The sequence below is a fragment of the Paenarthrobacter sp. TA1.8 genome, from assembly GCF_048595705.1.
Classification (GTDB): Bacteria; Actinomycetota; Actinomycetes; order Actinomycetales; family Micrococcaceae; genus Arthrobacter; species Arthrobacter nitroguajacolicus.
Genome location: NZ_CP184287.1, coordinates 3,028,668 through 3,049,557, shown reverse-complemented (window position 1 = coordinate 3,049,557; position 20,890 = coordinate 3,028,668). Strand labels below are relative to the sequence as shown.

The following is a 20,890-nucleotide window of genomic DNA, read 5'->3' as shown; positions in this document are numbered from 1 at the left end:
GAAGCAGTCATGGCTATCTCAAGTACTTTCGGCACCATTCGCGGTGTCCTCTTCGACATTGATGACACCTTGGTGGACCTTGAGTACGCCATGACAACAGCACTCCGCGATGTCAGCGAGCATCTCCTGCCCGGCCTGGACCAGGCCGGGTGGGTGAAGTTCGGGCGCATCTTTACCCACGAAACCACGCACTTTTACGACCGCTACCTGGCCGGAGAGTTGACGTTCAACGAGCAGCGGCTGCTGCGTGGCAGGGCCGCTTTGGGCCACTTTGGTGTGGAGCTTCAGGACGGCGAGGAGTCGCAGGCGTGGGTAGCCGACTATCACCAACGCCAGACGGCGTACGTCCGGGCTTTTGACGATGTAGAAGGCGTACTGGACGCACTTGATGCTGCAGGCATCCCCTACGGCGCCGTCAGCAATAACGTGCATGATTACCAGCGGGCCAAGCTGGATGGTGCCGGCCTTGCAAGGATCAAGGTCCTCGTGGGTACGGACACTGTAGGTGTGCCGAAGCCGGATCCTGCGATCTACCTCGAAGGCGTGCGCCTGCTGGGTACCCGTCCGGGGGAGACCCTCTATGTGGGCGATAACAGGTTGCTTGATGCTGACGGTGCAACGGCGGCGGGCTTGGTTGGCGTGTGGCTTAACAGGACGGGGGAAGTGGTGGAAGAGTTTGCCGGCCGCCAAGTGGACTCACTGTCGCGGCTACTGGTGAAGGCGGCTACTCCGGCATGAGGGCCGTGTGATGCAGGTAACGGCTTTACGATTTGTGCAGGTGGCAAGACTCCGGTAGAGTCATTACTCGTGCTGAGGGGCACGGAGGGAAAAGCTGAGGGAAACCAAAGCGCTGAACTCCGGTCCAAAAGCCACTTTGGGATATGGTGTAATTGGCAACACTACGGTTTCTGGTACCGTCATTCTAGGTTCGAGTCCTGGTATCCCAGCTCTGAAAATCCGCGTAAACACGCTGGAAATTCAGAAGTTTCAAGTCGATTAGTCGATTTGGAGCGTAGCTGAAAGTATGAAATACTCATTCAGCTTGATCGCCGGAAACGGTGACAAAAAGTGCAAGGCCCCATCGTATAGCGGCCTAGTACGCCGCCCTCTCACGGCGGTAACGCGGGTTCGAATCCCGCTGGGGTCACAAACAAATCCCCCGGAACCACGGTTCCGGGGGATTTCTTTTTCCCCAATTTCGGCCACGGTGCTTGCGCCGCTCCTGTGACGGAGATCGGGCTGGCATGATGATGCTGTGACCGCAAATGATGATGAGACAACACCCCGGGCTACCCAAGCTGCCCAAGGTGCGGCAACCGCCGTCGAGGCCTTGGAAGCTGCCCGTGCGGAACTCGCGGCCACAACCCTTCCGCTCGCGGTGCCGGAGGTCCGCGAAGCCCGTCAGTGGATCCGTGAATCCCTGGCCCAGCTCGACGACTACGTGATTCCCCGCTACCGCAGCCTCGACGCTCCGCTGCTGGCCGTCGTAGGTGGTTCCACCGGCGCAGGGAAATCCACGTTGGTCAACGCGCTGATCGGCTACCCGGTGACCCGTGCAGGCGCTATCAGGCCCACCACCCGCCAGCCCATCCTCCTGCACCATCCTCTGGACGCCGGGTGGTTTGAAGGCCACCGGATACTTCCCAGCCTGGACCGTATCCGCGGCACAGTCTCTGCGAGTCCTCTCCCGGCGCATCAGGCAGGGGCCGCTCCGGACGCACAGGCCATCACGTCTTTGGTACTGGTGGGACACGAGTCAGTGCCCCAGGGAATCGCCCTTCTGGATGCACCCGACGTCGACTCCATCTCCGATGACAACCGTCGGCTCGCCGGACAACTGCTTGCTGCCGCTGACCTCTGGGTGTTTGTCACCACGGCTAACCGCTATGCCGACGCCGTACCGTGGCGCCTGCTCTTGGACGCAGCTTCGCGGGATATCACCGTAGCGGTGGTCCTGGACCGCGTGCCCGCAGCTGCGGAGGATGAAGTCAGGACTGACCTCCAGGCAATGCTGGACCGGCAGGGCCTGGCTGACGCGAAGCTCTTCGTCGTTCCGGAGAGTGCCTTGGATGGGCTGGGGATGCTCCCGGAGGACTCCGTGGTCGGCTTGCGTCAGTGGCTGGGGGCCTTGGCGGCCAATGCGGCCGGACGGGCGGAAGTGGCCAGGCGGACACTGAATGGCGCAGTTAAAGCTGTCAGCGTCCGGTTGGAGGGAATCGCGGGTGCTGCTGCGGCCCAGGATGCCGCCGCCCACGATCTCCAGTCAACGTGCGTCACCGAGTATGAGCAAGCTCTCTCGCGCATTCTGGAAGCCACGAAGGACGGAGCGCTGCTTCGCGGCGAAGTGTTGGCGCGGTGGCAGGACTTCGTGGGAACAGGGGAATTCTTCCGGGCACTCGAGCAGAACATCGGCCGGATGCGGGACCGTGTAGGGGCCTTCTTCCGGGGCGAGCCGGCTCCCGCGGTGAAGGTTGAAACCGCGATCGAGACCGGGTTGCAGGCGGTGATCCTGGACGAGGCCGCGAACGCGGCCGAAAACGTGGACAGGCGCTGGCGCTCGGACCCCGCTGGTCGGGAACTTCTTGGCTCCGAAGATCTTTCGGGCACCAGCGAGGGTTTCGATGCAAAGGCTGCAGCAGCTATTCGTTCCTGGCAGGAAGGACTGATGGAGATGATCCGCACGCAGGGCCAGGGAAAACGCACGCAGGCCCGGTGGTTGTCCTTCGGCGTCAACGGGCTCGGCGCCGCGCTCATGGTGGTGGTGTTCTCCATGACCGCCGGCCTGAGCGGCTTGGAGATCGGTATCGCAGGCGGAACGGCTGTTGTTGGACAGAAGCTGCTGGAAGCCGTGTTCGGTGAGGACGCAGTACGTCGCTTGGCCCAGCAGGCCAGGGATGATCTGCACACACAGTGCCAACGACTCCTGGACGACGAGAGGCAACGGTTCCTGGATCGTCTTGAAGCGGCCCATCCCAACTCCGGAGACAACCTCGCCCGGCATGCCCAGGCCTTGCGCCGCCTGGCAGGGGTCGCATGAGCCGCCACGGCCAGGTCCGCGAGTCGTCCCAACTACAGCGCAGGCTTGAATCGCTCAACACTGCCAGGGAACTGGCTGAGGGCGTCCTCCCAGACCCCGATCTGCAGTCAGTTTATGACGTTTTGGAGCGTGCAACCTCGCGTCGGTCATTGTCTGCAGGGCATACTGTGGTGGGGTTTTTCGGGGCGACGGGCAGCGGAAAATCGTCGTTGTTCAATGCTGTATCCGGCAGCGATCTCGCGACTGCCACTGCGCGGCGTCCCACAACGTCTGCACCTTTGGCGGGCATCTGGGGCGAAGAAGGCAGCGGCCCTTTGCTTGATTGGCTGGACGTCAAGGAGCGGCATACCCTACCGCCTGTTCCAGGGCTCGCAGACGAGAACAGCGGCCTGGTGTTGCTGGACCTGCCCGACTTCGATTCCACCAGGGTGGAAAACCGGGAGATTGTTCAGCGCATGGTGGGCATGGTGGATGTGCTGGTGTGGGTCCTGGACCCGCAAAAGTACGCCGACGCTGCGGTGCATAACGACTTCCTTCGACCCATGGCCTCCCACGGTGCCGTCACACTGGTTGTCCTGAACCAAGTGGACAAACTCAATGCAGCCGATGCAGCCGCCGTGATGGAGTCCTTGGAAGGGATCCTGGCGCGGGACGGTCTAGGAAAAGTCAGGGTCCTCAGTGCCTCGGCGCTAAACGGCGACGGCGTCCCGACTCTCCGCGCGTCCATCCGGAACGTCGTGGTCCAGCGGCAGGCAACAACACAGCGCCTGTCAGCAGACGTCACCAAGGCCGCGGCGGAACTTGCCCGGGCCTCCGGCGAGGGCGAAGCCCGAGGCATCAAAGGAAGCGCGAAGGCCCGCCTGGCCTCTGAACTCTCGACGGCGGCAAACGTACCGGTGGTGGTGGACGCCGTGCAGCGATCTTTCACGAGGGAGTCAGCCAAGAGGACCGGGTGGCCCGTCACCCGATGGCTGTTGCGTTTCCGACCCGACCCATTGCGGAGGCTGAACCTGGGCAGGGATGACACCAAGCCGGAATTGAGCCGGACATCGCTGCCTCCTGCAGGGGCGCCGGAACGGGCACGGACGGACGCCGCCGTCAGGGATTTTGCCGATGAGGCTTCCGCCGGCGCCCCCGGTCCTTGGCGTGCAGCAATTCGCAGCGTGGCCAGGGAGGGGAGGGAACAGCTGCCTGACGCGTTGGATCAAGCTATTGCAGGCACCGACTTGAAGGCGGGCAAACGTCCCCTGTGGTGGATCCTTTTCAATACCCTTCAATGGATTGCGCTTCTGCTCGCAGTAGGCGGCCTTGGGTGGCTGGGTGTGTTGGCCGTACTCGGCTACTTCCAAATGCCAGTGCCGCAGGTCCCGCGGACTGAAGGGTGGCCGTGGCCTACGCTGATGGTCGCCGGGGGAGTGGTGCTGGGCATCGTCCTTGCCATCACTGGAAGGATTCTTGGAGGCTGGGCTGCCCGGGTCAGGGCATCGGGAGCAGCGAAGCGTTTGAAGGCCGCCGTGGCGGCAGTTGCCGAGCAACGGATCGTGGAGCCTGTCGGGGTGGAAATTACGCGCTTGAAAGCGTTCAACGCGGCGCTGAAGGCCGCGCGCTCCGGCTAAGGCCATGCAGCTTAGAGGGCCGAAGCGGCGTCCCTGACTTTGATGAGCGTGCGCAGGTTCCTTGTAGTCGTGCTTGCTTTGTAGCGTGCCTTGGCCGAGAGCTTGCTGAAGGGGCTGTCCAGCGTCCCGCCGGCGGGAGCCAGCCACGCGGAGGCTTCCGGGCCCAGCCGCACTTGTTCCACGCCGTCCACCGCTTCGCCTGCCTGAAAAAGTTCATCGAGCATGGCTGTATCGGAGGTGAGGGTGATGTAGCTGTGCGTGGTTTTGTCGTCCGCCGAGTACGGGCACGCGTCCACCAATTCCGCTACCCGTGCGGCAGTAAGGACAACCACCCAGGCATCGTAACCAAAGGTTTCCCGTAGGCACTTCTCGAACTGCGCCTTGACGTCCTTGGCGCTGAGTTCACTCTGAAGCACCACATTTCCGCTGGCCAGCAGCGTCTTGACCTTGCTAAACGGGTAGTCCTTGAGGGCTGATGTGAGATCGGCCATCTTGATGTTGATGCCGCCCACATTGATGCCGCGGAGGAATACGGCGTAGTTACTCAGGCTAGTCATTGTTCTTGCGCAGGGCTTCGGTCAAAACCCGGGCGGCGTTACAAACTACCTCGGCGTGAAGGCGGCCCGGCTGGCGGGTAAGGCGTTCAATCGGACCTGAAATGGACACGGCCGCGATGACCCGGCCTGACGGTCCGCGAACGGGGGCTGAAACCGAGGCAACCCCGGGCTCGCGTTCGCCAAGGCTCTGACCCCAGCCCCGGCGTCGTACGCCTGCAAGGACGGTGGGCGTAAAGCGGGCGTTTTGCAGCCCTTCGAGGAGGCGGTCGTGGTCTTCCCACGCCAGCAGGACCTGGGCGGCGGAGCCGGCCTTCATGGAGAGCTGGGTTCCCACCGGAATGGTGTCACGCAGGCCGATGGGACGTTCCGCGGATGCCACGCAGACACGCCAGTCGCCCTGGCGGCGGAAGATCTGCGCGCTTTCGCCTGTGGCGTCCCGGAGCTGAATGAGAACGGGTCCTGCGGAGGCAATGAGCCGGTCCTCACCGGCAGCGGATGCGAGCTCCACCAACCGGCTGCCCAGGACGAAGCGTCCTTGGATGTCCCGGCTCACCAGACGATGGTGAACCAGAGCCAGCGCAAGGCGGTGAACTGTGGGCCGGGCAAGCCCCGTGGCCGCTACGAGTTGCGCGAGAGTCGTGGGCCCTGCCTCAAGGGCATCGAGTACTTGGGCCGCTTTATCAATGACACCGACTCCACTAGAATTGTCCATGTAATGATATTGCCGTCTCAATATCTGAGATGCAAGTTGTTTCGCTGGCCTATTTTGCGGCGGTGCTGCTTCAGTGGAACAAGAACAACGCAACAAGCCAACCGCAGTGAAGGGAGCAAGGCCGTGGGAAAGACACTGGCCGAGAAAGTCTGGGACGCGCACGTAGTGCGCAAGGGTGAGGGCGAAGGAGCCAATGCCCAGCCAGACCTTCTCTTCATCGACCTGCACCTGGTCCACGAAGTGACGTCCCCGCAGGCGTTTGAGGGCCTGCGCCTGGCTGGCCGGCCCCTGCGACGCGTCGACCTGACTATCGCCACGGAGGACCACAACACTCCCACGCTGGACATCGACAAGCCAATCGCGGACCTGACCAGCCGCACGCAGATTGAGACCCTGCGCGCCAACTGCAAGGAATTCGGCGTCCGACTGCATTCCCTGGGTGACAAGGAACAGGGGATCGTGCACGTCGTGGGGCCGCAGCTGGGACTGACCCAGCCGGGCATGACAGTGGTCTGCGGCGACTCGCACACCTCAACACATGGCGCCTTTGGTGCGTTGGCCATGGGAATCGGCACGTCCGAGGTGGAGCACGTCATGGCCACCCAAACCCTGTCTTTGAAGCCATTCAAGACCATGGCCATCAATGTTGAAGGCACCCTGCGTCCCGGCGTCACCGCCAAGGACATCATTCTTGCCGTCATCGCCAAGATCGGGACAGGCGGCGGTCAGGGTTATGTGCTCGAATACCGCGGCTCGGCCATCCGTGCATTGTCGATGGATGCCCGGATGACCATTTGCAACATGTCCATCGAAGCCGGTGCCCGCGCCGGCATGGTGGCTCCGGACCAGACCACGTACGACTACATGCAGGGCCGCCCCCACGCGCCGGAAGGCGCCGACTGGGATGCCGCCGTCGAGTACTGGAACACGCTCAACACGGACGCGGACGCAACTTTCGACGTCGAGGTTGACCTGGACGCCGATACGCTCGAACCGTTCGTGACCTGGGGAACCAACCCGGGCCAGGGCGTGTCGCTGTCCGCAAAGGTACCGTCGCCGGAAGATTTCGGTGACGAGAATGCCAAGGCAGCTGCCGAGCGCGCCCTGCAGTACATGGGCTTGGAAGCCGGCACTCCCATGAAGGACATCCGCGTGGACACCGTCTTCCTGGGATCCTGCACTAACTCACGCATCGAGGACCTGCGCGCTGCTGCGGACATCATTCGTGGCCGCGAAAAGGACCCCAAGGTCCGCATGCTGGTGGTACCGGGTTCCGCCCGTGTCCGCCTGGAGGCAGAGGCGGAAGGCTTGGACAAGGTCTTCAAGGAATTCGGTGCAGAATGGCGTTTTGCCGGTTGTTCCATGTGCTTGGGCATGAACCCGGACCAGTTGGAGCCGGGGGAGCGCTGCGCCTCAACATCCAACCGCAACTTTGAGGGTCGCCAGGGCAAGGGCGGCCGCACGCACCTGGTCTCGCCTGTCGTGGCTGCCGCCACTGCTGTCCGGGGCACGCTGAGTTCGCCGTCGGACCTCGAGTCCGCTGCCGCAGGCACACTGACCGGAATCGCAGTCTAGGAGGATCCCATGGAAGCTTTTACTACCCACACCGGCATCGGCGTTCCGCTGCGCCAGAGCAACGTAGACACCGATCAGATCATCCCCGCTGTGTACCTCAAGCGCATCACGCGCACTGGCTTCGAGGACGCTTTGTTCGCTGCTTGGCGGAAGGACGAGTCCTTCATCCTTAACCAGGCCCCGTTCAATGCGGGCTCAGTGCTGGTGGCAGGCCCTGACTTCGGTACGGGGTCATCCCGTGAGCACGCTGTCTGGGCGTTGAAGGACTATGGTTTCAAAGCCGTCCTGTCTTCCCGGTTCGCCGACATTTTCCGCGGAAACTCCGGAAAGCAGGGGCTGCTGGCAGCCCAGGTGGCACAGGATGACATCGAACTGATCTGGAAGGTCCTGGAAAACCACCCGGGAACTGAGGTCAAGGTTGACCTGGTGTCCAAAACGGTTGAGTGCGGCAACGTGGTGGCGCCGTTCGACATTGACGACTACACCCGTTGGCGCCTCCTGGAAGGCCTCGATGACATCGGCCTGACCCTTCAGCATGAGTCGGACATCACGGCGTACGAGGCCACCCGCCCGGCTTTCAAGCCGAAGACACTCCCGGCGAAAGTTGATGCCCGGTAGCCCCTTGTCTTAGGCCGCAACCTGCGGATAAACGGACCGGCAGGCCTCCCTCGGGAGCGTCTGCCGGTCCTTTTTCGTCGGTGTGCGGCTGAAGCCGGATACGGGGTGTGTCGGGCGGTTCCATTTCGGATCGGTAAAGCGAGCTTCTATGCTTAGCTGGAGCCTTTGTAAGTTTGGGGGGCGAGTAGTCGTGAGGAAACCGGTATAGATGAGTAGTGTTCTGACAATCCGCGGTGGCGTCCCGTTGACCGGGCGAGTGACCGTTCGCGGTGCCAAGAACCTGGTGCCCAAGGCCATGGTGGCGGCGTTGCTGGGCAGCGAGCCATCGGTGCTGAGGAACGTGCCGGAAATCAAGGACGTCGAGGTTGTCACCAGCCTGCTGCAGCTGCACGGCGTGACCGTTGTGAAGGATCCGGTATCGGGCGACCTCACCCTGGATCCCAAAGATGCAAAGACGGCCTCCAGCACGGCAATTGATGCGCACGCCGGCGATTCGCGGATTCCCATCCTTCTGTGCGGACCGCTGATTCACGCGATCGGCGAGGCCTTCATCCCGGATCTGGGTGGCTGCAAGATCGGCGACAGGCCCATCGACTATCACCTGAATGTCCTGCGGCAGTTCGGCGCGGTGGTGGAGAAGCGCCCGGGCGGCATCCACATTTCTGCCCCGAATGGCCTGCATGGAGCCAAAATTTCGCTGCCGTACCCATCGGTTGGCGCCACCGAGCAGGTGCTCCTGAGCGCAACGCGTGCCGAGGGCATCACTGAACTCATTGGCGCGGCCACGGAACCCGAGATCATCGACCTCATCGCGGTCCTGCAGAAGATGGGCGCCATCATCAGCGTCCAGACTGACCGGACCATCCGGATCGAGGGCGTCAAGGACCTTCGGGGTTACAACCACCGTGCGCTCCCGGACCGGAACGAATCCGCATCCTGGGCCTCTGCTGCATTGGTTACCCGCGGCGACATTTATGTTGAGGGTGCTTCGCAGCGCGACATGATGACGTTCCTGAATACGTACCGCAAAGTTGGTGGCGGCATGGACATCGGCGACGACGGTATCCGCTTCTACCACCAAGGCGGTAAGCTCTCCCCGCTCGTCCTGGAGACGGATGTCCACCCGGGCTTCATGACGGACTGGCAGCAGCCGCTGGTGGTTGCCCTGACACAGGCCGAGGGTGTTTCCATCGTCCACGAGACTGTTTATGAGAACCGCTTCGGATTCACGGAAGCCCTTGCCCGGATGGGTGCGAATATCCAGGTACACCGCGAGTGCCTGGGTAGCGTTCCCTGCCGGTTCGGACAGCGGAACTTCCTGCACTCAGCAGTGATTTCAGGCCCCACTCCGCTCAGGGGCACAGACATTGACATCCCAGACCTCCGGGGTGGTTTCAGCCACCTCATCGCAGCGCTGGCAGCTACAGGCACGTCACGCGTTACGGGCATCGACATCATCAACCGCGGTTACGAGCGCTTTACCGAGAAGCTCGCCGGCCTGGGCGCCGATTTCGATATCACCACCACCAAGTAGCGGGGGCTCCTTTGAAGGAATCGGCCAAGAGCCGTGCAACGTTCATGCTGCTGGCGGGTCTCGCGCGTCCGTTGATGAATGTCCTGATGGCCAGGAAGTGGGAAGGCGTGGAGAACCTTCCACCCGGTGGCTTTATCGCAGTACCAAACCATTGCACCGAGATCGACCCCATCGTCATCGGACACATGGTGTACAACCAGAAGCGGCCACCGCATTTCCTCGCGAAGACGGGCCTCTTCAAAGTGCCTGTCCTGGGTGCCCTGCTGCACGCCACCAAGCAGATACCGGTTGAACGCTCGACGGCGGGAGCGAACCGCTCGCTTCAAGTCGCCAAAGAAGTGGTGGACGCCGGTGGTGCCATCATCATCTACCCCGAGGGCACTCTCACCCGCGATCCCGATTTGTGGCCCATGAAGGGCCATACCGGGGCCGCCAGGCTAGCCCTGCAGACCGGAGCCCCTGTGGTGCCCATGGCGCACTGGGGTGCACAAGAGGTTTTCCCCCGGTATGCCAAGCGGTTCCATATCTTCCCGCGGAAAACCGTCCGAGTGCTTATTGGGAAGCCCGTTGATCTCAGTGCCTTCAGCGAACGGCCGCTGGATCGCACAACGCTGACAGCGGCCACTGAAGTCATCATGGATGCCATTACCGAACTCCTTGAAACTCTTCGAGGCGAACAGGCCCCGGCTGAACGCTGGGATCCGGCTGTGCACAAGCAGTCCAAGCACGGCCGCTTCATTCAGGGTGGTTCTCCTGATGCCCACGAAGGCGAGGACGGCAAATGACCGCGGTGGAAACGAATGTCTCCACGCCGGACATCGTGGCTGTTTTGGGCGCGGGTTCGTGGGGAACCACGTTTGCCAAGGTCCTGGCCGATGCCGCTGCGGCTACCGGATCTGAGCGTAGTATCCGGATCTGGGGTCGTCGGGCGGAGGTCGTGGAGCAGATCAACTCTTCGCACCGAAACGAGCAGTACCTCAAAGACATTGAGCTTCCACCATCCGTAACAGCATCTACGGATGTGGAGAAGGTTCTCAAGGATGCCACCCTGGTGGTCCTCGCCGTACCCGCCCAGTCACTTCGGCCGCAGCTCGGGGAGTGGAAAGCCTTCCTTGCGCCTGACGCCGTGGTTGTCTCCCTGATGAAGGGCCTGGAACTGGGCACGGACGCCCGGATGAGCGAAGTCATTGCCCAGGAATTGGGTCTTCCCGCACCGCGCGTAGCAGTAGTCTCAGGCCCCAATCTGGCCATGGAGATTGCCAGGGAACAACCAACAGCGTCAGTTGTTGCCTGCAGTGACGCAGACACTGCTGCTGCCATTGCGCTGTGCTGCACGGCGCCGTACTTCCGGCCATACACCAGCACTGACGTTGTGGGCGTGGAAATCGGCGGGATCGTAAAAAATGTGATTGCGCTTGCTGTGGGCATTTGCGAAGGCCGGCAGATGGGCGACAACACCAAAGCCTCGGTGATCACGCGCGGACTCGCTGAGACGTCCCGGCTTGCCTTGGCCCTTGGCGGAGAAGCCCACACCATGGCCGGTCTTGCCGGACTCGGCGATCTTGTTGCCACTTGCTCTTCAGCCCTGTCCCGGAATCACACCGCCGGCAGGTTGCTTGGTGAAGGCCTCAGCCTCGAGCAAGTGGCCGAACAGATGACGCAGACAGCAGAGGGCATCAAATCCGGCCCCGCTGTGCACGAGCTGGCCGGCAAATTGAATGTTGAAATGCCCATTACGGCTGCCGTCGTGGCAGTGCTGGAAGGCAGAATGTCCGTTGATGACCTGGGACCACGACTGTTGGCCCGGGCACTGAAGTCCGAAGGCGACTACTGATGGTGACTGACCAATCCACCCCCTTGACGGGCCGCCCCCGCGTAGCGATTCTCTTTGGGGGTCGCTCCAGCGAACATGCCGTCAGCTGCGTGACAGCGGCTGGCGTCATGGGAGCGATCGACAAGAACAAGTACGAGGTCATACCGATTGGCATCGCTAAATCGGGGCAGTGGGTACTTGCCTCGGGTGACACCAGCGACTGGTCCTTGGCTTCGGCAGCGCTTCCCGAGGTGGCGCCCTCAGGCAGGACCGTGACCTTGGCCGAAGTGGGTGGTGAGCATCAGCTCATCGTTACCGAGCCCAACGCGGTTCCCCAGGAACTGGGTTCCGTGGACGTTGTCTTCCCCCTGCTTCATGGGCCGTGGGGCGAAGATGGGACCATCCAAGGCCTCCTGGAGCTTTCGGACACGCGCTATGTAGGCGCCGGTGTGCTGGCCTCGGCCGTGGGGATGGACAAGCATTTCATGAAGGTGGTTTTTGAATCCGCCGGACTGAGCGTAGGACCGTACGTGGCTGTCACGGACCGCGAATGGACCACGGACGCCGAGGCCGTCCGTAAGCGCGTGGACAAGCTCGGGTACCCCGTGTTCGTTAAGCCTGCCCGCGCGGGTTCGTCCATGGGCATCTCCAAGGTCGACTCAATGGAAGGGCTCGACGCTGCCATCGAGGAAGCCCGCCGCCATGACCTGAAGCTGGTCATCGAAGCCGGCATCGTGGGCCGCGAGATCGAGTGTGCTGTCCTACAGGGTCGTGGCACGGATGCGCCCCGAACTTCCATGCCTGGTGAGATTGCGGTGGCAACCGGTGAGCACCAGTTCTACGACTTTGCTGCCAAGTACGTTGAGGACGGTGCCGCAGCCCTGAGTTGCCCGGCTGACATGCCGGACGAGGCAATCGCACGCGTGCGCGAACTCGCCGCCGTCGCTTTCGACGCCGTGGGGGCGGAAGGCCTTAGCCGTGTGGATTTCTTCTACACCCCGGCCGGTGAACTGATCATCAACGAGATCAACACCATGCCGGGCTTCACGCCCAAGAGCATGTACCCGCAGATGTGGGCGGCATCCGGGCTGGATTACGGGGACTTGATCGACGAACTGATCCACTTGGCTCTGACCCGCAAGACGGGGCTGCGCTAAAGCACTACTGCGGGGATGGCAGGTTCTGCAGATCTTCCTGGCCCACGCACTTTCCGGTCGCCTTGATCTTGCCAACCGCGGCTGCCAACTCAGTCAGGACAGTTGCTGAACTGATGTTTGCCGCCTCCAGCTTGACTGGATCTATCAAGATCTCCGTGGCTGGTTCGCGGCCGAACGTGGTCAGGGTGTAAACGGGATCGCCTTCCTTGATGACCCAGTCGATGTCATTGACGCTCACACAACGGTCCGTGGTGGGTCCGGGAACGTTCACTCCGCATCGGAGAATGACCTGCGAAGGATCTCCCCAGGCAGCTGTCGCCTGGCTGTTGGTTTTGCGGAGGGCAGCATCACCGATCTGGTCCGGCAGAGCAACCATCATTGGCGCGCAGGCAGGATTGGCGGCGTCGGAGGCTGCCGTGACGTCCACCGTAGGCGCACAGGCCGACAAAGCGGTGACGGATGCGGAAGCCAAGGCGATGGCCAGGGCGGTCCGGGGAAGGGTCTTTCGGTGCATTTATCCAGCCTATCCCGCAAGCGCCGGCAGGCAGATTCGCGTTGCCCGGGTCACATTCCCGCTGGAACTGCCGTCCGGAGAGCCGCATTATTCTGTCGGTGGATCGCGATAGCGTAGAGCGGTGCCATGAGAAGACGCAGGCGCCGTGCCAAGAGAAGAGTTGACAGCAGTGCCAGAAGAACCGTTGACCGTCCAACACCTGTCGGAGTCAGAGCTCCTCGCGCGGATTTTTCCGCGCCTGCACCATAGCCCAGGCGTTCTGCTGGGACCCGGCGACGACGCCGCCCTGATAGCAGCGCCGGATGGCAGGGCGCTCATCTCCATCGACACCCAAACGCAGGACCAGGACTTCAGGCTTGAGTGGCGTAACGGCTACCGGACCACAGGATTCGACGTCGGCTGGAAGGCCGCAGCGCAAAACCTCAGCGACATCAACGCCATGGGCGGCAGCGCCACGAGTCTCGTGGTAAGCCTCACCATGCCGCCGGAAACGCCTGTCGAATGGGTTGAAGCTTTTGCTGATGGGCTCACGGCGGCAATTGTTGGCTTGGGCGCTTCGGATTGCTCGGTGGCAGGCGGAGACCTTGGAAGGGGCCGCGAGCTGGCGGTAACTGTCGCCGTCGTCGGGACGCTTGCCGGTGTTGCGCCAGTGCTGAGGTCCGGTGCCAAAGCCGGGGACGTCGTGGCGGTTTCAGGGACCCTGGGAAGGGCCGCTGCGGGCTGGGCGCTGCTGGAAAGCGACATTCCGTTCGACAAGCTGTCTTCTGAATTGCGGAGCCTGGTGGACAACCAATGCCGGCCGATGCCACCGCTGGCCGCCGGACCGCTGGCCGCGCGTACGGGTGCCACGGCCATGATGGACATTTCCGATGGCCTGCTGCGGGATGGTAGCCGCCTGGCCGGAGCGAGCAACGTGATCCTTGATTTCGATCCCGTTGCTTTGAAAACTTATGCAGCCTCACTGGAACCAGCAGCGGCCGTTCTGGGAAGGGAAGCCATGCGATGGGTGCTTGGCGGGGGAGAAGACCATGGTTTGCTCGCTACGTTCCCGGCAGGAATTCAGCTGCCGCAGGGCTTCACTGCGATAGGCTCGGTGCAAGCCGTTGTCGAGCCGCCAGGCAGTGGCGTCCGGATTGCCGGGCAAACTGCTGACACCGTTGGATGGGATCACTTTGCAGACTAAGATCGCCGCGAATGCACACGCCATGAAACGTTGGCTCGGCAAGGCGGAGGTGGTCCTCGGCAACCACAGTGACCGTCTCAATGCGATCAACATCTTCCCCGTCGCTGACGGAGATACCGGAACCAACCTTTATCTCACTGTCCGGGCAGCTGTGGCTGCCCTTGGCGGAAATGCGCCGGACTCCACTGAAACCGGCAACGACGTCGGCGCCATACTGTCCCGTGCCGGGCAGGCAGCCATGGAGCAAGCCCGAGGCAATTCGGGCACACTCTTTGCAGTGTTCCTCTGCGCCGCTGCCGAGCCCCTGGCTGGGAAAACCCGCCTCAGCGCGCCCCTGCTTGCCACTGCGCTGAACAGGGCACAGATCCGTGCCTGGTCTGCCCTGAGTGAACCTGTGGCAGGCACCATGCTTTCGGTTTTGGAAGCGGCCGCCCATGCTGCTCAAGCCGTGGACGCATCCCAAAGTGGCGACGACAGCAACCATGCATTGGGGTTCTCGCTCGACGCCGTGGTGGAGGCCGCCTACCAAGCCGTCGTCCGGACGGAGGATGAGCTCGCACAACTCCATGAAGCACATGTTGTGGACGCAGGCGGCGTGGGGATGCTGCTGGTGCTTGATTGCCTCCGAGCCGCCGTCCTTGGGGAGGAACTCCAGGAGGAGCTGCTCGACGGCCTCCACGGCTACAAATTGCAGGATCCCCACATCCACGAGCACATGCCGGCCGACGACGGCGTGGAAGTCATGTGCACCATCAACCTCTCGCCCCTGAATGCGGCCATCCTTCGGCAACGCCTGGACGAGATGGGCGATTCCGTCATCATGAGCCAAGTCGGCGGTGCCCAAGGCGCAGATGATGACGACGACGAATCCAGTGTGGAGATCAGTTACCGTTGGCGCGTCCATGTGCACGTCGCCGACCCGGAACCGGCCGTCGCATTCATTCGTTCGCTGGGAGAACCGACTGATATAGCAGTAAGCCAGTTGGCAATACCCCGTGATGACGTGCAGCGCCCGGCTCTCACACAAGAACCAGTCGGCAGCGAATCAGGCCAGTCACGGCATGAATACTGAGCTGGACCTGCCCCTCGAACGCAGGATTGGCAAGCGGTCTGCGGCCGTCATAGACAAGCATTTGGGCCTAAAAACGGCCGGAGCCTTGCTGAATTACTTTCCTCGCAGATACTTGAACCGCGGTGAGTTGACGCCCATCAGCAAGCTCCCGCTGGATGAAGAGGTCACGCTGATTGCCCGGGTGCTGTCCAACAGTACCCGCCAGATGAGGGCCCGCCGTGGTTCGATCACCGATGTGGTGGTGACGGACGAAGCCGGTGGTAGCGGTGTTCCAGGTACGTTGAAGGTCAGCTTCTTCAACGGGTTCCGGGCAAAAGCTGAACTCCTGGCCGGTCGTCGGGCCATGTTTTCAGGCAAGGTGACCCGTTACGGTGGAGCCCTCGGCCTGACCAACCCGGACTTCCTTCTGCTGGACGAGGACCCGGAAGCGGAAGGGTCTGTAGACCCCGAAAAACTCGCAGCCATGCCCATCCCCATTTATCCGGCAACGGCCAAGCTGACCAGTTGGTCCATTCACAAAGTGATCACTGCCCTGCTCCAAACCATGGACCTTGATTCCCTGGAAGATCCGCTTCCGGCAAGCATCGTCCAAAGGGACGGCCTGCTCAGTGTCGCTGAGGCCTACCGCTTGATCCATTCACCCGGGATTGCCAAGGACTGGCAACGCGCTCAGGAACGCTTCCGATACCAGGAAGCCCTGGTGCTGCAAACGGCCCTCGCACGCCGGCGTGCCCAGCTGGCTGCAGAAGAAGCCACTGCGCGCCGTCCGCGCGTGGGAGGTTTGCTCACTAAGTTCGATCAAAACCTGCCCTTTACCCTGACTGCCGGCCAATCCGCCGTCGGAAAGACGCTGGCTGAAGAGCTCGGGCGCGACACTCCCATGAACCGGCTGCTGCAGGGCGAAGTGGGCTCGGGAAAGACGATCGTGGCCTTGCGGGCCATGTTGCAGGTAGTGGATGCAGGTGGCCAGGCAGCACTCCTGGCGCCCACGGAGGTCCTGGCGGCCCAGCATTTCCACTCCATCCGCAAGACGTTGGGTGCGCTCGCCCGCGACCACATCTTTGGCGGTGCCGGCATGCTTGGCGGCGACTCCACCCAAGAAGCCGTTCAAGTGACGCTCCTGACCGGTTCCATGCCCACTGCTGCGCGGAAACAGGCAATGCTGGACGCGGCCTCAGGAAATGCGGGAATTGTCATTGGCACGCACGCTTTGCTGAGCGACAAGACCAGCTTCCAAGACCTCGGGCTGATCGTGGTGGATGAGCAGCACCGCTTTGGTGTGGAACAGCGCGATGCCCTCCGGGCCAAGGCGCAGCGGCCTCCACATTTGCTGGTCATGACAGCCACGCCGATTCCCCGCACGGTGGCCATGACGGTATTCGGTGACCTCGAGACCTCCATCCTTGATGAGCTTCCGGCCGGGCGTGCGCCGATTTCCACTCACGTCGTGGGGCTCGCGGAGAATCCGGGCTGGGTGGACCGAATATGGAAACGTTCCCGCGAAGAAGTCGATTCGGGTCACCAGGTTTATGTGGTGTGCCCCAAGATCGGCTCCGACGACGACGGTGACTTCAGTCCGGGCGAAGCGGAACCCAGCGATGTCGACCTGGCGGACGAAGGCCCGGCGCGGGAACTCGCATCGGTGACCGCCGTCGTCGAAAGCCTCCTGCAGGAGCCTTCACTGGCTGGCGTCCCGGTAGCGCCGCTCCATGGGCGGCAGGATCCGCAGGTGAAGTCGGAGACGATGGCTTCGTTCGCCTCCAACAACACCAAAGTGCTGGTGTCCACCACTGTCATTGAGGTGGGCGTCGATGTCCACAACGCCACCCTCATGGTGATTCTCGATGCCGACCGCTTTGGAATCTCACAGCTCCACCAGCTGCGTGGGCGGGTTGGCCGTGGAGGTTTGCCCGGCACTTGCCTGCTGGTGACCACGCTGGAACCCGGACACCCGAGTCGTCGCCGGCTTGATGCCGTTGCTTCAACGACGGATGGATTTGAGCTGTCCCAGGAAGACTTGAAACTCCGCCGTGAAGGCGACATTCTAGGTGCTTCGCAATCCGGCGGACGCTCCACCCTGAAGTTGCTCCGTGTACTTGAACACGAAGACATCATTGCCCGGGCACGTACCGACGCCCAAGGCCTGGTGTCGGAAGATCCTGCCCTGCAACAACAGCCGGCACTTGCCGCCGCAATAGATGATTATCTGAACCCCGAGAAGGAGGCGTTCCTTGAACGCGGTTAGAGATCCATGGAAGCGCGTTCATGGAGAATCCCTGTGAGCCGGATCATCGCCGGGGTTGGTGGCGGGAACCCGCTGGCCAGCGTCCCCGGAACGGCCACGCGTCCCACCACGGACAGGGTCAAGGAGGCGCTCTTTTCCCGCCTGGAATCCTTGGCGGTCATTGACGATGCCCGGGTACTGGACCTTTATGCAGGCTCTGGATCCTTGGGCATCGAAAGTGCCAGCCGAGGGGCCCGGACTGTGGATCTGGTGGAGTTCGATGCCAAGGCAAGCGATGTCTGCCAGCGCAATGCGGATTTGGTGAACCAACTCCTGGGGGGGAAAAGGGTCTCAGTCCATCGATCCAAGGTGGAGTCATTCCTGGAGCGTGCGGGTGAAGGGGATCTGTGGGATCTCGTCTTCCTTGATCCGCCCTATCCATTGGACGAGCCTGCCTTAAGTGCTGTGCTGACAAAGTTGGGGCCGCATTTGGACGATGCGGCCGTTGTGGTGGTGGAGCGGAGTTCGCGAAGCCCTGAGCCTGAGTGGCCCGACGCCATGGAATGTTTCGCCGACAAGAAGTACGGCGAGACCAAGCTGTGGTTCGCTGAGCCGGCCTAGCGGACCCTCTCTTCAGCCCGTAATACTGTCGAGTTCTACGCCCGTGAGGACGGTGGCGGGGTGGGGGCCACGTGCCAGCAGTTGCGCCGTCCAGTCCGGGGACCACGGTTTGCATGTGCCTACCAGGACGATGTTGCCCGGGTAGCGGCCGGCGAACATTCCCGTCTCAGCGAAGGCTGCGACGTCCGGCATGGCTTGGCGCAGCGCTGCCACCTGGCTACGGACGAGCGTCAGCGCAGGTTCGTCACCCACATTAACGATCAACACCCCATCCGGCCGGAGCCTGCTTGCTGCTTCCTCATAGAATTCCCGGCAGGCAATATGGGCTGGGGCCTCCGGCCCGGAGAAGATATCGAGAATCACGACGTCGAACATCACCTGCGCGGGAAGCTCCGCCAGGGCGTCGCGGGCGTCGCCGATGTGAGTGGTCAACGTAGCGCCGTCAGGCATGGGCAGCTTCTGAAGTACGAAGTCCAACAGCTCACGCTCAAGCTCAACAGCGTATTGCTCCGAGCCCGGACGGGTTGCTTGGATGTACCGCGCCAAGGTGAGGGCACCGGCGCCCAAATGCAGGGCGCTGATGGGCATTCCGGGGGCTGCAGCCAAGTCCACCACATGCCCGATCCTGCGGAGGTACTCGTAGAAGATCTCCGAGGGATCGGCCAGGTTCACGTGCGATTGTTCGGCTCCGCCGATGCTGAGTATGAAGCCGCCCTCAACGAGGGTGTCGTTCTCGATGGTGGCGTGCTGTCCCGTGGTTCGGAGGAAGCGCGATGCCTGGGGCTGGCCGGAGCCTCTGGCGTTCAGAGCCGGTCCTTCAGGGTGGCGAGGCGTTCGGCGGCTTCCTGCAGGACGCCGGTCTTCTTGCAGAAGGCGAAACGCAGCAGGCTTCGCGTACGCTCGGCTCCCTCCGGATGGCAGAACACCGGGACCGGGATGGCTGCCACGCCGACGAGCCCTGGCAGCCGCCTTGCGAGGTCAACGGAGTCGCGAATGCCCAGCGGTGCCGTGTCCACGTTGATGAAGTAGGTGCCGCTCGGGTTGTAGACGCCGAAGCCGGCTGCCCGGAGGCCTTGGGCGAGAATGTCCCGTTTGCGGCGCAGTTGATCGGCGATTCCTGTATAGAACTCATCGGGAAGGCCAAGGCCCACTGCGATGGCGCTCTGGAAGGGGGTGCCTGAACTGTAGGTCAGGAACTGCTTCACCGTGCGAACTGCAGCCACCAAGTGTTCCGGTCCGCTGAGCCAGCCGATTTTCCAGCCGGTGAAGGAAAACGTCTTTCCCGCGGATGAAATGGTGATGGTACGTTCGGCGGCGCCGGGCAGCGAAGTAATCGGTAGGTGCGGTACGCCGAAGGTGAGGTGCTCGTAGACTTCGTCGCTGACGATGATGGCGCCGTACTTTGCGGCCAGTTCCACAATCATGGACAGGACGGATTCCGGAAAGACCGCACCCGTGGGGTTGTGCGGGTTGTTCAGGAGGACAACTCTGGTGCGGGTGCTGAAGGAGCTTTCCAACATCGCGAGGTCGGGAAGGAAATCCGGGGCCAGCAGGGGAGCGGTGACGTGTTTGGCGCCGGCCATGCCGATGATGGCCCCGTAGGAGTCGTAGAAGGGTTCGAAGGTCAGGACTTCGTCCCCGGGCTGGATGAACGCGAGCAGCGTCGCTGCGATCGCTTCTGTTGCGCCCGTCGTGACAAGGACTTCAGTATCAGGATCCGGGTTCAGCCCGTAAAAGCGCTGCTGGTGGGAGGCGATGGCTTCCCTCAACGCGGGAACGCCTTTGCCGGGCGCATACTGGTTGGCTCCCGCGGCGATGGCGGACTGGGCTGCCGCTTTGATTTCCGCGGGGCCGTCTTCATCGGGAAAACCTTGGCCGAGGTTGATGGCGCCGGTGGACAGTGCCAAGGTGGTCATTTCCTCAAAAATGGTCACTCCCAGCGTTCCTTCGGGGGAGAGCAGGTTGGCTCCCGTGGCCGCCCGCTGCCATGGTGTTGCGATGGTACCTGCGGTGGTGCCCGCGCTCATATCAAGGGAAGAATTGCTGCCTGCGGATGCCATGTCAGACATGGTATCCCGGCAAAGCCATGGGGTAGGTTCGTCTCATGAGACGCGCGGTATGCCCTGGATCCTTTGACCCTATCCACAATGGACATCTCGAAGTCATCGCCCGGGCCGCCGGCCTGTTCGACGAAGTCATCGTGGCCGTGTCCACCAACTACGCCAAGAAGTACAGGTTCAGTCTTGAGGACCGAATGGAGATGGCGCGGGAAACTTTGGCCTCTTTGCGCGGCATCATCGTTGAGCCGATGGGTGAAGGGCTGCTGGCGGAGTACTGCCGCCACCGCGGTGTCTCAGCCATAGTCAAGGGCCTTCGTTCATCGTCGGACTTTGACTACGAGTTGCCGATGGCCACCATGAACCGCCAGTTGGCCGGCGTCGAAACGGTCTTCCTGCCTGCTGAAGCGCATTACGTGCACCTTTCCTCCACCTTGATCAAAGAGGTCAATGTCCTTGGGGGCGATATCTCCGATTTCGTCCCCAAATCGGTACTGAAGAGGCTCCTTGCTGGCGAGCCGCCAACAGAACCGCCGCGCAAGGGGTAGGCTTGTCGGGTACCTTGCGCCATCGCGCAGAGTTCCCCAAGCTGAAACCACT

At 62.3% G+C, this 20,890-nt stretch carries 19 protein-coding genes and 2 tRNA genes; 16 read left to right on the top strand and 5 right to left on the bottom strand.

From position 1 onward, the window contains the following. The first annotated feature begins 9 nt into the window (after positions 1-9). The 5 genes from ACNAOT_RS14190 to ACNAOT_RS14170 all read left to right on the top strand — a co-directional run bounded on the left by ACNAOT_RS14190 (position 10) and on the right by ACNAOT_RS14170 (position 4,653). The gene (locus tag ACNAOT_RS14190) at positions 10-738 is read left to right on the top strand and encodes an HAD family hydrolase (RefSeq protein WP_091468179.1); all 729 of its coding nucleotides are present in this window, start codon (positions 10-12) and stop codon (positions 736-738) included. 137 nt (positions 739-875) lie between these two features. Next, positions 876-947 (top strand) — tRNA-Gln (locus tag ACNAOT_RS14185). Between the two features lie 127 nt (positions 948-1,074). Beyond that, positions 1,075-1,147: transfer RNA gene (locus ACNAOT_RS14180), tRNA-Glu, on the top strand. 108 nt (positions 1,148-1,255) lie between these two features. After that, positions 1,256-3,037 (top strand): dynamin family protein, encoded by a 1,782-nt coding sequence (locus ACNAOT_RS14175; protein ID WP_091468177.1) that lies wholly within the window; start codon positions 1,256-1,258, stop codon positions 3,035-3,037. After that, positions 3,034-4,653 carry a GTPase gene (locus tag ACNAOT_RS14170; RefSeq protein WP_420178339.1) on the top strand — a complete coding sequence of 540 codons (1,620 nt, stop codon included), beginning with the start codon at positions 3,034-3,036 and terminating at the stop codon, positions 4,651-4,653. The genes ACNAOT_RS14175 and ACNAOT_RS14170 overlap by 4 nt, the downstream gene beginning before the upstream one ends. A gap of 11 nt (positions 4,654-4,664) precedes the next feature. On the opposite strand, the gene ACNAOT_RS14165 is transcribed toward ACNAOT_RS14170, so the two are convergent. Beyond that, a complete protein-coding gene (locus ACNAOT_RS14165; protein WP_420181170.1) occupies positions 4,665-5,201 on the bottom strand; it encodes a DUF1697 domain-containing protein in 537 nt (178 codons plus the stop codon). Between the two features lies 1 nt (position 5,202). Continuing rightward, positions 5,203-5,922 carry an IclR family transcriptional regulator gene (locus tag ACNAOT_RS14160; protein WP_014922101.1) on the bottom strand — a complete coding sequence of 240 codons (720 nt, stop codon included), beginning with the start codon at positions 5,920-5,922 and terminating at the stop codon, positions 5,203-5,205. A 123-nt stretch (positions 5,923-6,045) separates the two neighbouring features. Here ACNAOT_RS14160 and leuC point away from each other — a divergent pair, with 123 nt between their 5' ends. The 6 genes from leuC to ACNAOT_RS14130 all read left to right on the top strand — a co-directional run bounded on the left by leuC (position 6,046) and on the right by ACNAOT_RS14130 (position 12,619). After that, the gene (gene leuC / locus ACNAOT_RS14155) at positions 6,046-7,497 is read left to right on the top strand and encodes a 3-isopropylmalate dehydratase large subunit (protein ID WP_091468172.1); all 1,452 of its coding nucleotides are present in this window, start codon (positions 6,046-6,048) and stop codon (positions 7,495-7,497) included. A 9-nt stretch (positions 7,498-7,506) separates the two neighbouring features. After that, positions 7,507-8,115: a 3-isopropylmalate dehydratase small subunit gene (leuD, locus tag ACNAOT_RS14150; protein WP_420178338.1), complete on the top strand. Its 609-nt coding sequence runs from the start codon at positions 7,507-7,509 to the stop codon at positions 8,113-8,115. Between the two features lie 208 nt (positions 8,116-8,323). After that, positions 8,324-9,649 carry a UDP-N-acetylglucosamine 1-carboxyvinyltransferase gene (gene murA, locus ACNAOT_RS14145; RefSeq protein ID WP_091468167.1) on the top strand — a complete coding sequence of 442 codons (1,326 nt, stop codon included), beginning with the start codon at positions 8,324-8,326 and terminating at the stop codon, positions 9,647-9,649. Positions 9,650-9,660: 11 nt separating this feature from the next. Beyond that, on the top strand, positions 9,661-10,434 hold the full coding sequence (locus ACNAOT_RS14140) for a lysophospholipid acyltransferase family protein (protein ID WP_420178337.1): 774 nt from the start codon (positions 9,661-9,663) through the stop codon (positions 10,432-10,434). Then, positions 10,431-11,483, top strand: coding sequence for an NAD(P)H-dependent glycerol-3-phosphate dehydrogenase (locus ACNAOT_RS14135; protein WP_420178336.1), 1,053 nt, complete (start codon positions 10,431-10,433; stop codon positions 11,481-11,483). The genes ACNAOT_RS14140 and ACNAOT_RS14135 overlap by 4 nt, the downstream gene beginning before the upstream one ends. Next, on the top strand, positions 11,483-12,619 hold the full coding sequence (locus ACNAOT_RS14130) for a D-alanine--D-alanine ligase family protein (protein WP_420178335.1): 1,137 nt from the start codon (positions 11,483-11,485) through the stop codon (positions 12,617-12,619). The genes ACNAOT_RS14135 and ACNAOT_RS14130 overlap by 1 nt, the downstream gene beginning before the upstream one ends. A 4-nt stretch (positions 12,620-12,623) precedes the next feature. Here the strand turns inward: ACNAOT_RS14130 and ACNAOT_RS14125 are convergent, their stop codons facing one another. Further along, entirely contained in the window at positions 12,624-13,133 is a 510-nt protein-coding gene (locus ACNAOT_RS14125; RefSeq protein ID WP_178996746.1) for a DUF3515 family protein, read from the bottom strand. Positions 13,134-13,302: 169 nt separating this feature from the next. Here ACNAOT_RS14125 and thiL point away from each other — a divergent pair, with 169 nt between their 5' ends. From thiL to rsmD, 4 genes are read left to right on the top strand one after another with little or no spacing between them, the layout of a single operon-like run. Continuing rightward, complete coding sequence (gene thiL / locus ACNAOT_RS14120; protein WP_420178334.1) at positions 13,303-14,316, top strand: thiamine-phosphate kinase; 1,014 nt, start codon at positions 13,303-13,305, stop codon at positions 14,314-14,316. A 22-nt stretch (positions 14,317-14,338) separates the two neighbouring features. Then, a complete protein-coding gene (locus tag ACNAOT_RS14115) occupies positions 14,339-15,388 on the top strand; it encodes a DAK2 domain-containing protein (RefSeq protein WP_420178333.1) in 1,050 nt (349 codons plus the stop codon). Further along, positions 15,378-17,633: an ATP-dependent DNA helicase RecG gene (locus ACNAOT_RS14110; protein WP_420178332.1), complete on the top strand. Its 2,256-nt coding sequence runs from the start codon at positions 15,378-15,380 to the stop codon at positions 17,631-17,633. Before ACNAOT_RS14115 ends, ACNAOT_RS14110 begins: the two co-directional genes overlap by 11 nt. Positions 17,634-17,666: 33 nt before the next feature. Continuing rightward, positions 17,667-18,233, top strand: a complete 567-nt coding sequence (rsmD, locus tag ACNAOT_RS14105; RefSeq protein ID WP_420178331.1) for a 16S rRNA (guanine(966)-N(2))-methyltransferase RsmD — start codon at positions 17,667-17,669, stop codon at positions 18,231-18,233. Between the two features lie 12 nt (positions 18,234-18,245). On the opposite strand, the gene ACNAOT_RS14100 is transcribed toward rsmD, so the two are convergent. Both ACNAOT_RS14100 and ACNAOT_RS14095 read right to left on the bottom strand, forming a co-directional pair. Then, positions 18,246-18,905, bottom strand: coding sequence for a spermidine synthase (locus ACNAOT_RS14100; RefSeq protein ID WP_420178330.1), 660 nt, complete (start codon positions 18,903-18,905; stop codon positions 18,246-18,248). 131 nt (positions 18,906-19,036) lie between these two features. Next, a complete protein-coding gene (locus ACNAOT_RS14095; protein WP_420181169.1) occupies positions 19,037-20,260 on the bottom strand; it encodes an aminotransferase class I/II-fold pyridoxal phosphate-dependent enzyme in 1,224 nt (407 codons plus the stop codon). A 77-nt stretch (positions 20,261-20,337) separates the two neighbouring features. On the opposite strand from ACNAOT_RS14095, the gene coaD reads away from it, so the two are divergent. Next, complete coding sequence (gene coaD, locus ACNAOT_RS14090; protein WP_091468145.1) at positions 20,338-20,838, top strand: pantetheine-phosphate adenylyltransferase; 501 nt, start codon at positions 20,338-20,340, stop codon at positions 20,836-20,838. Positions 20,839-20,890 lie beyond the last annotated feature (52 nt).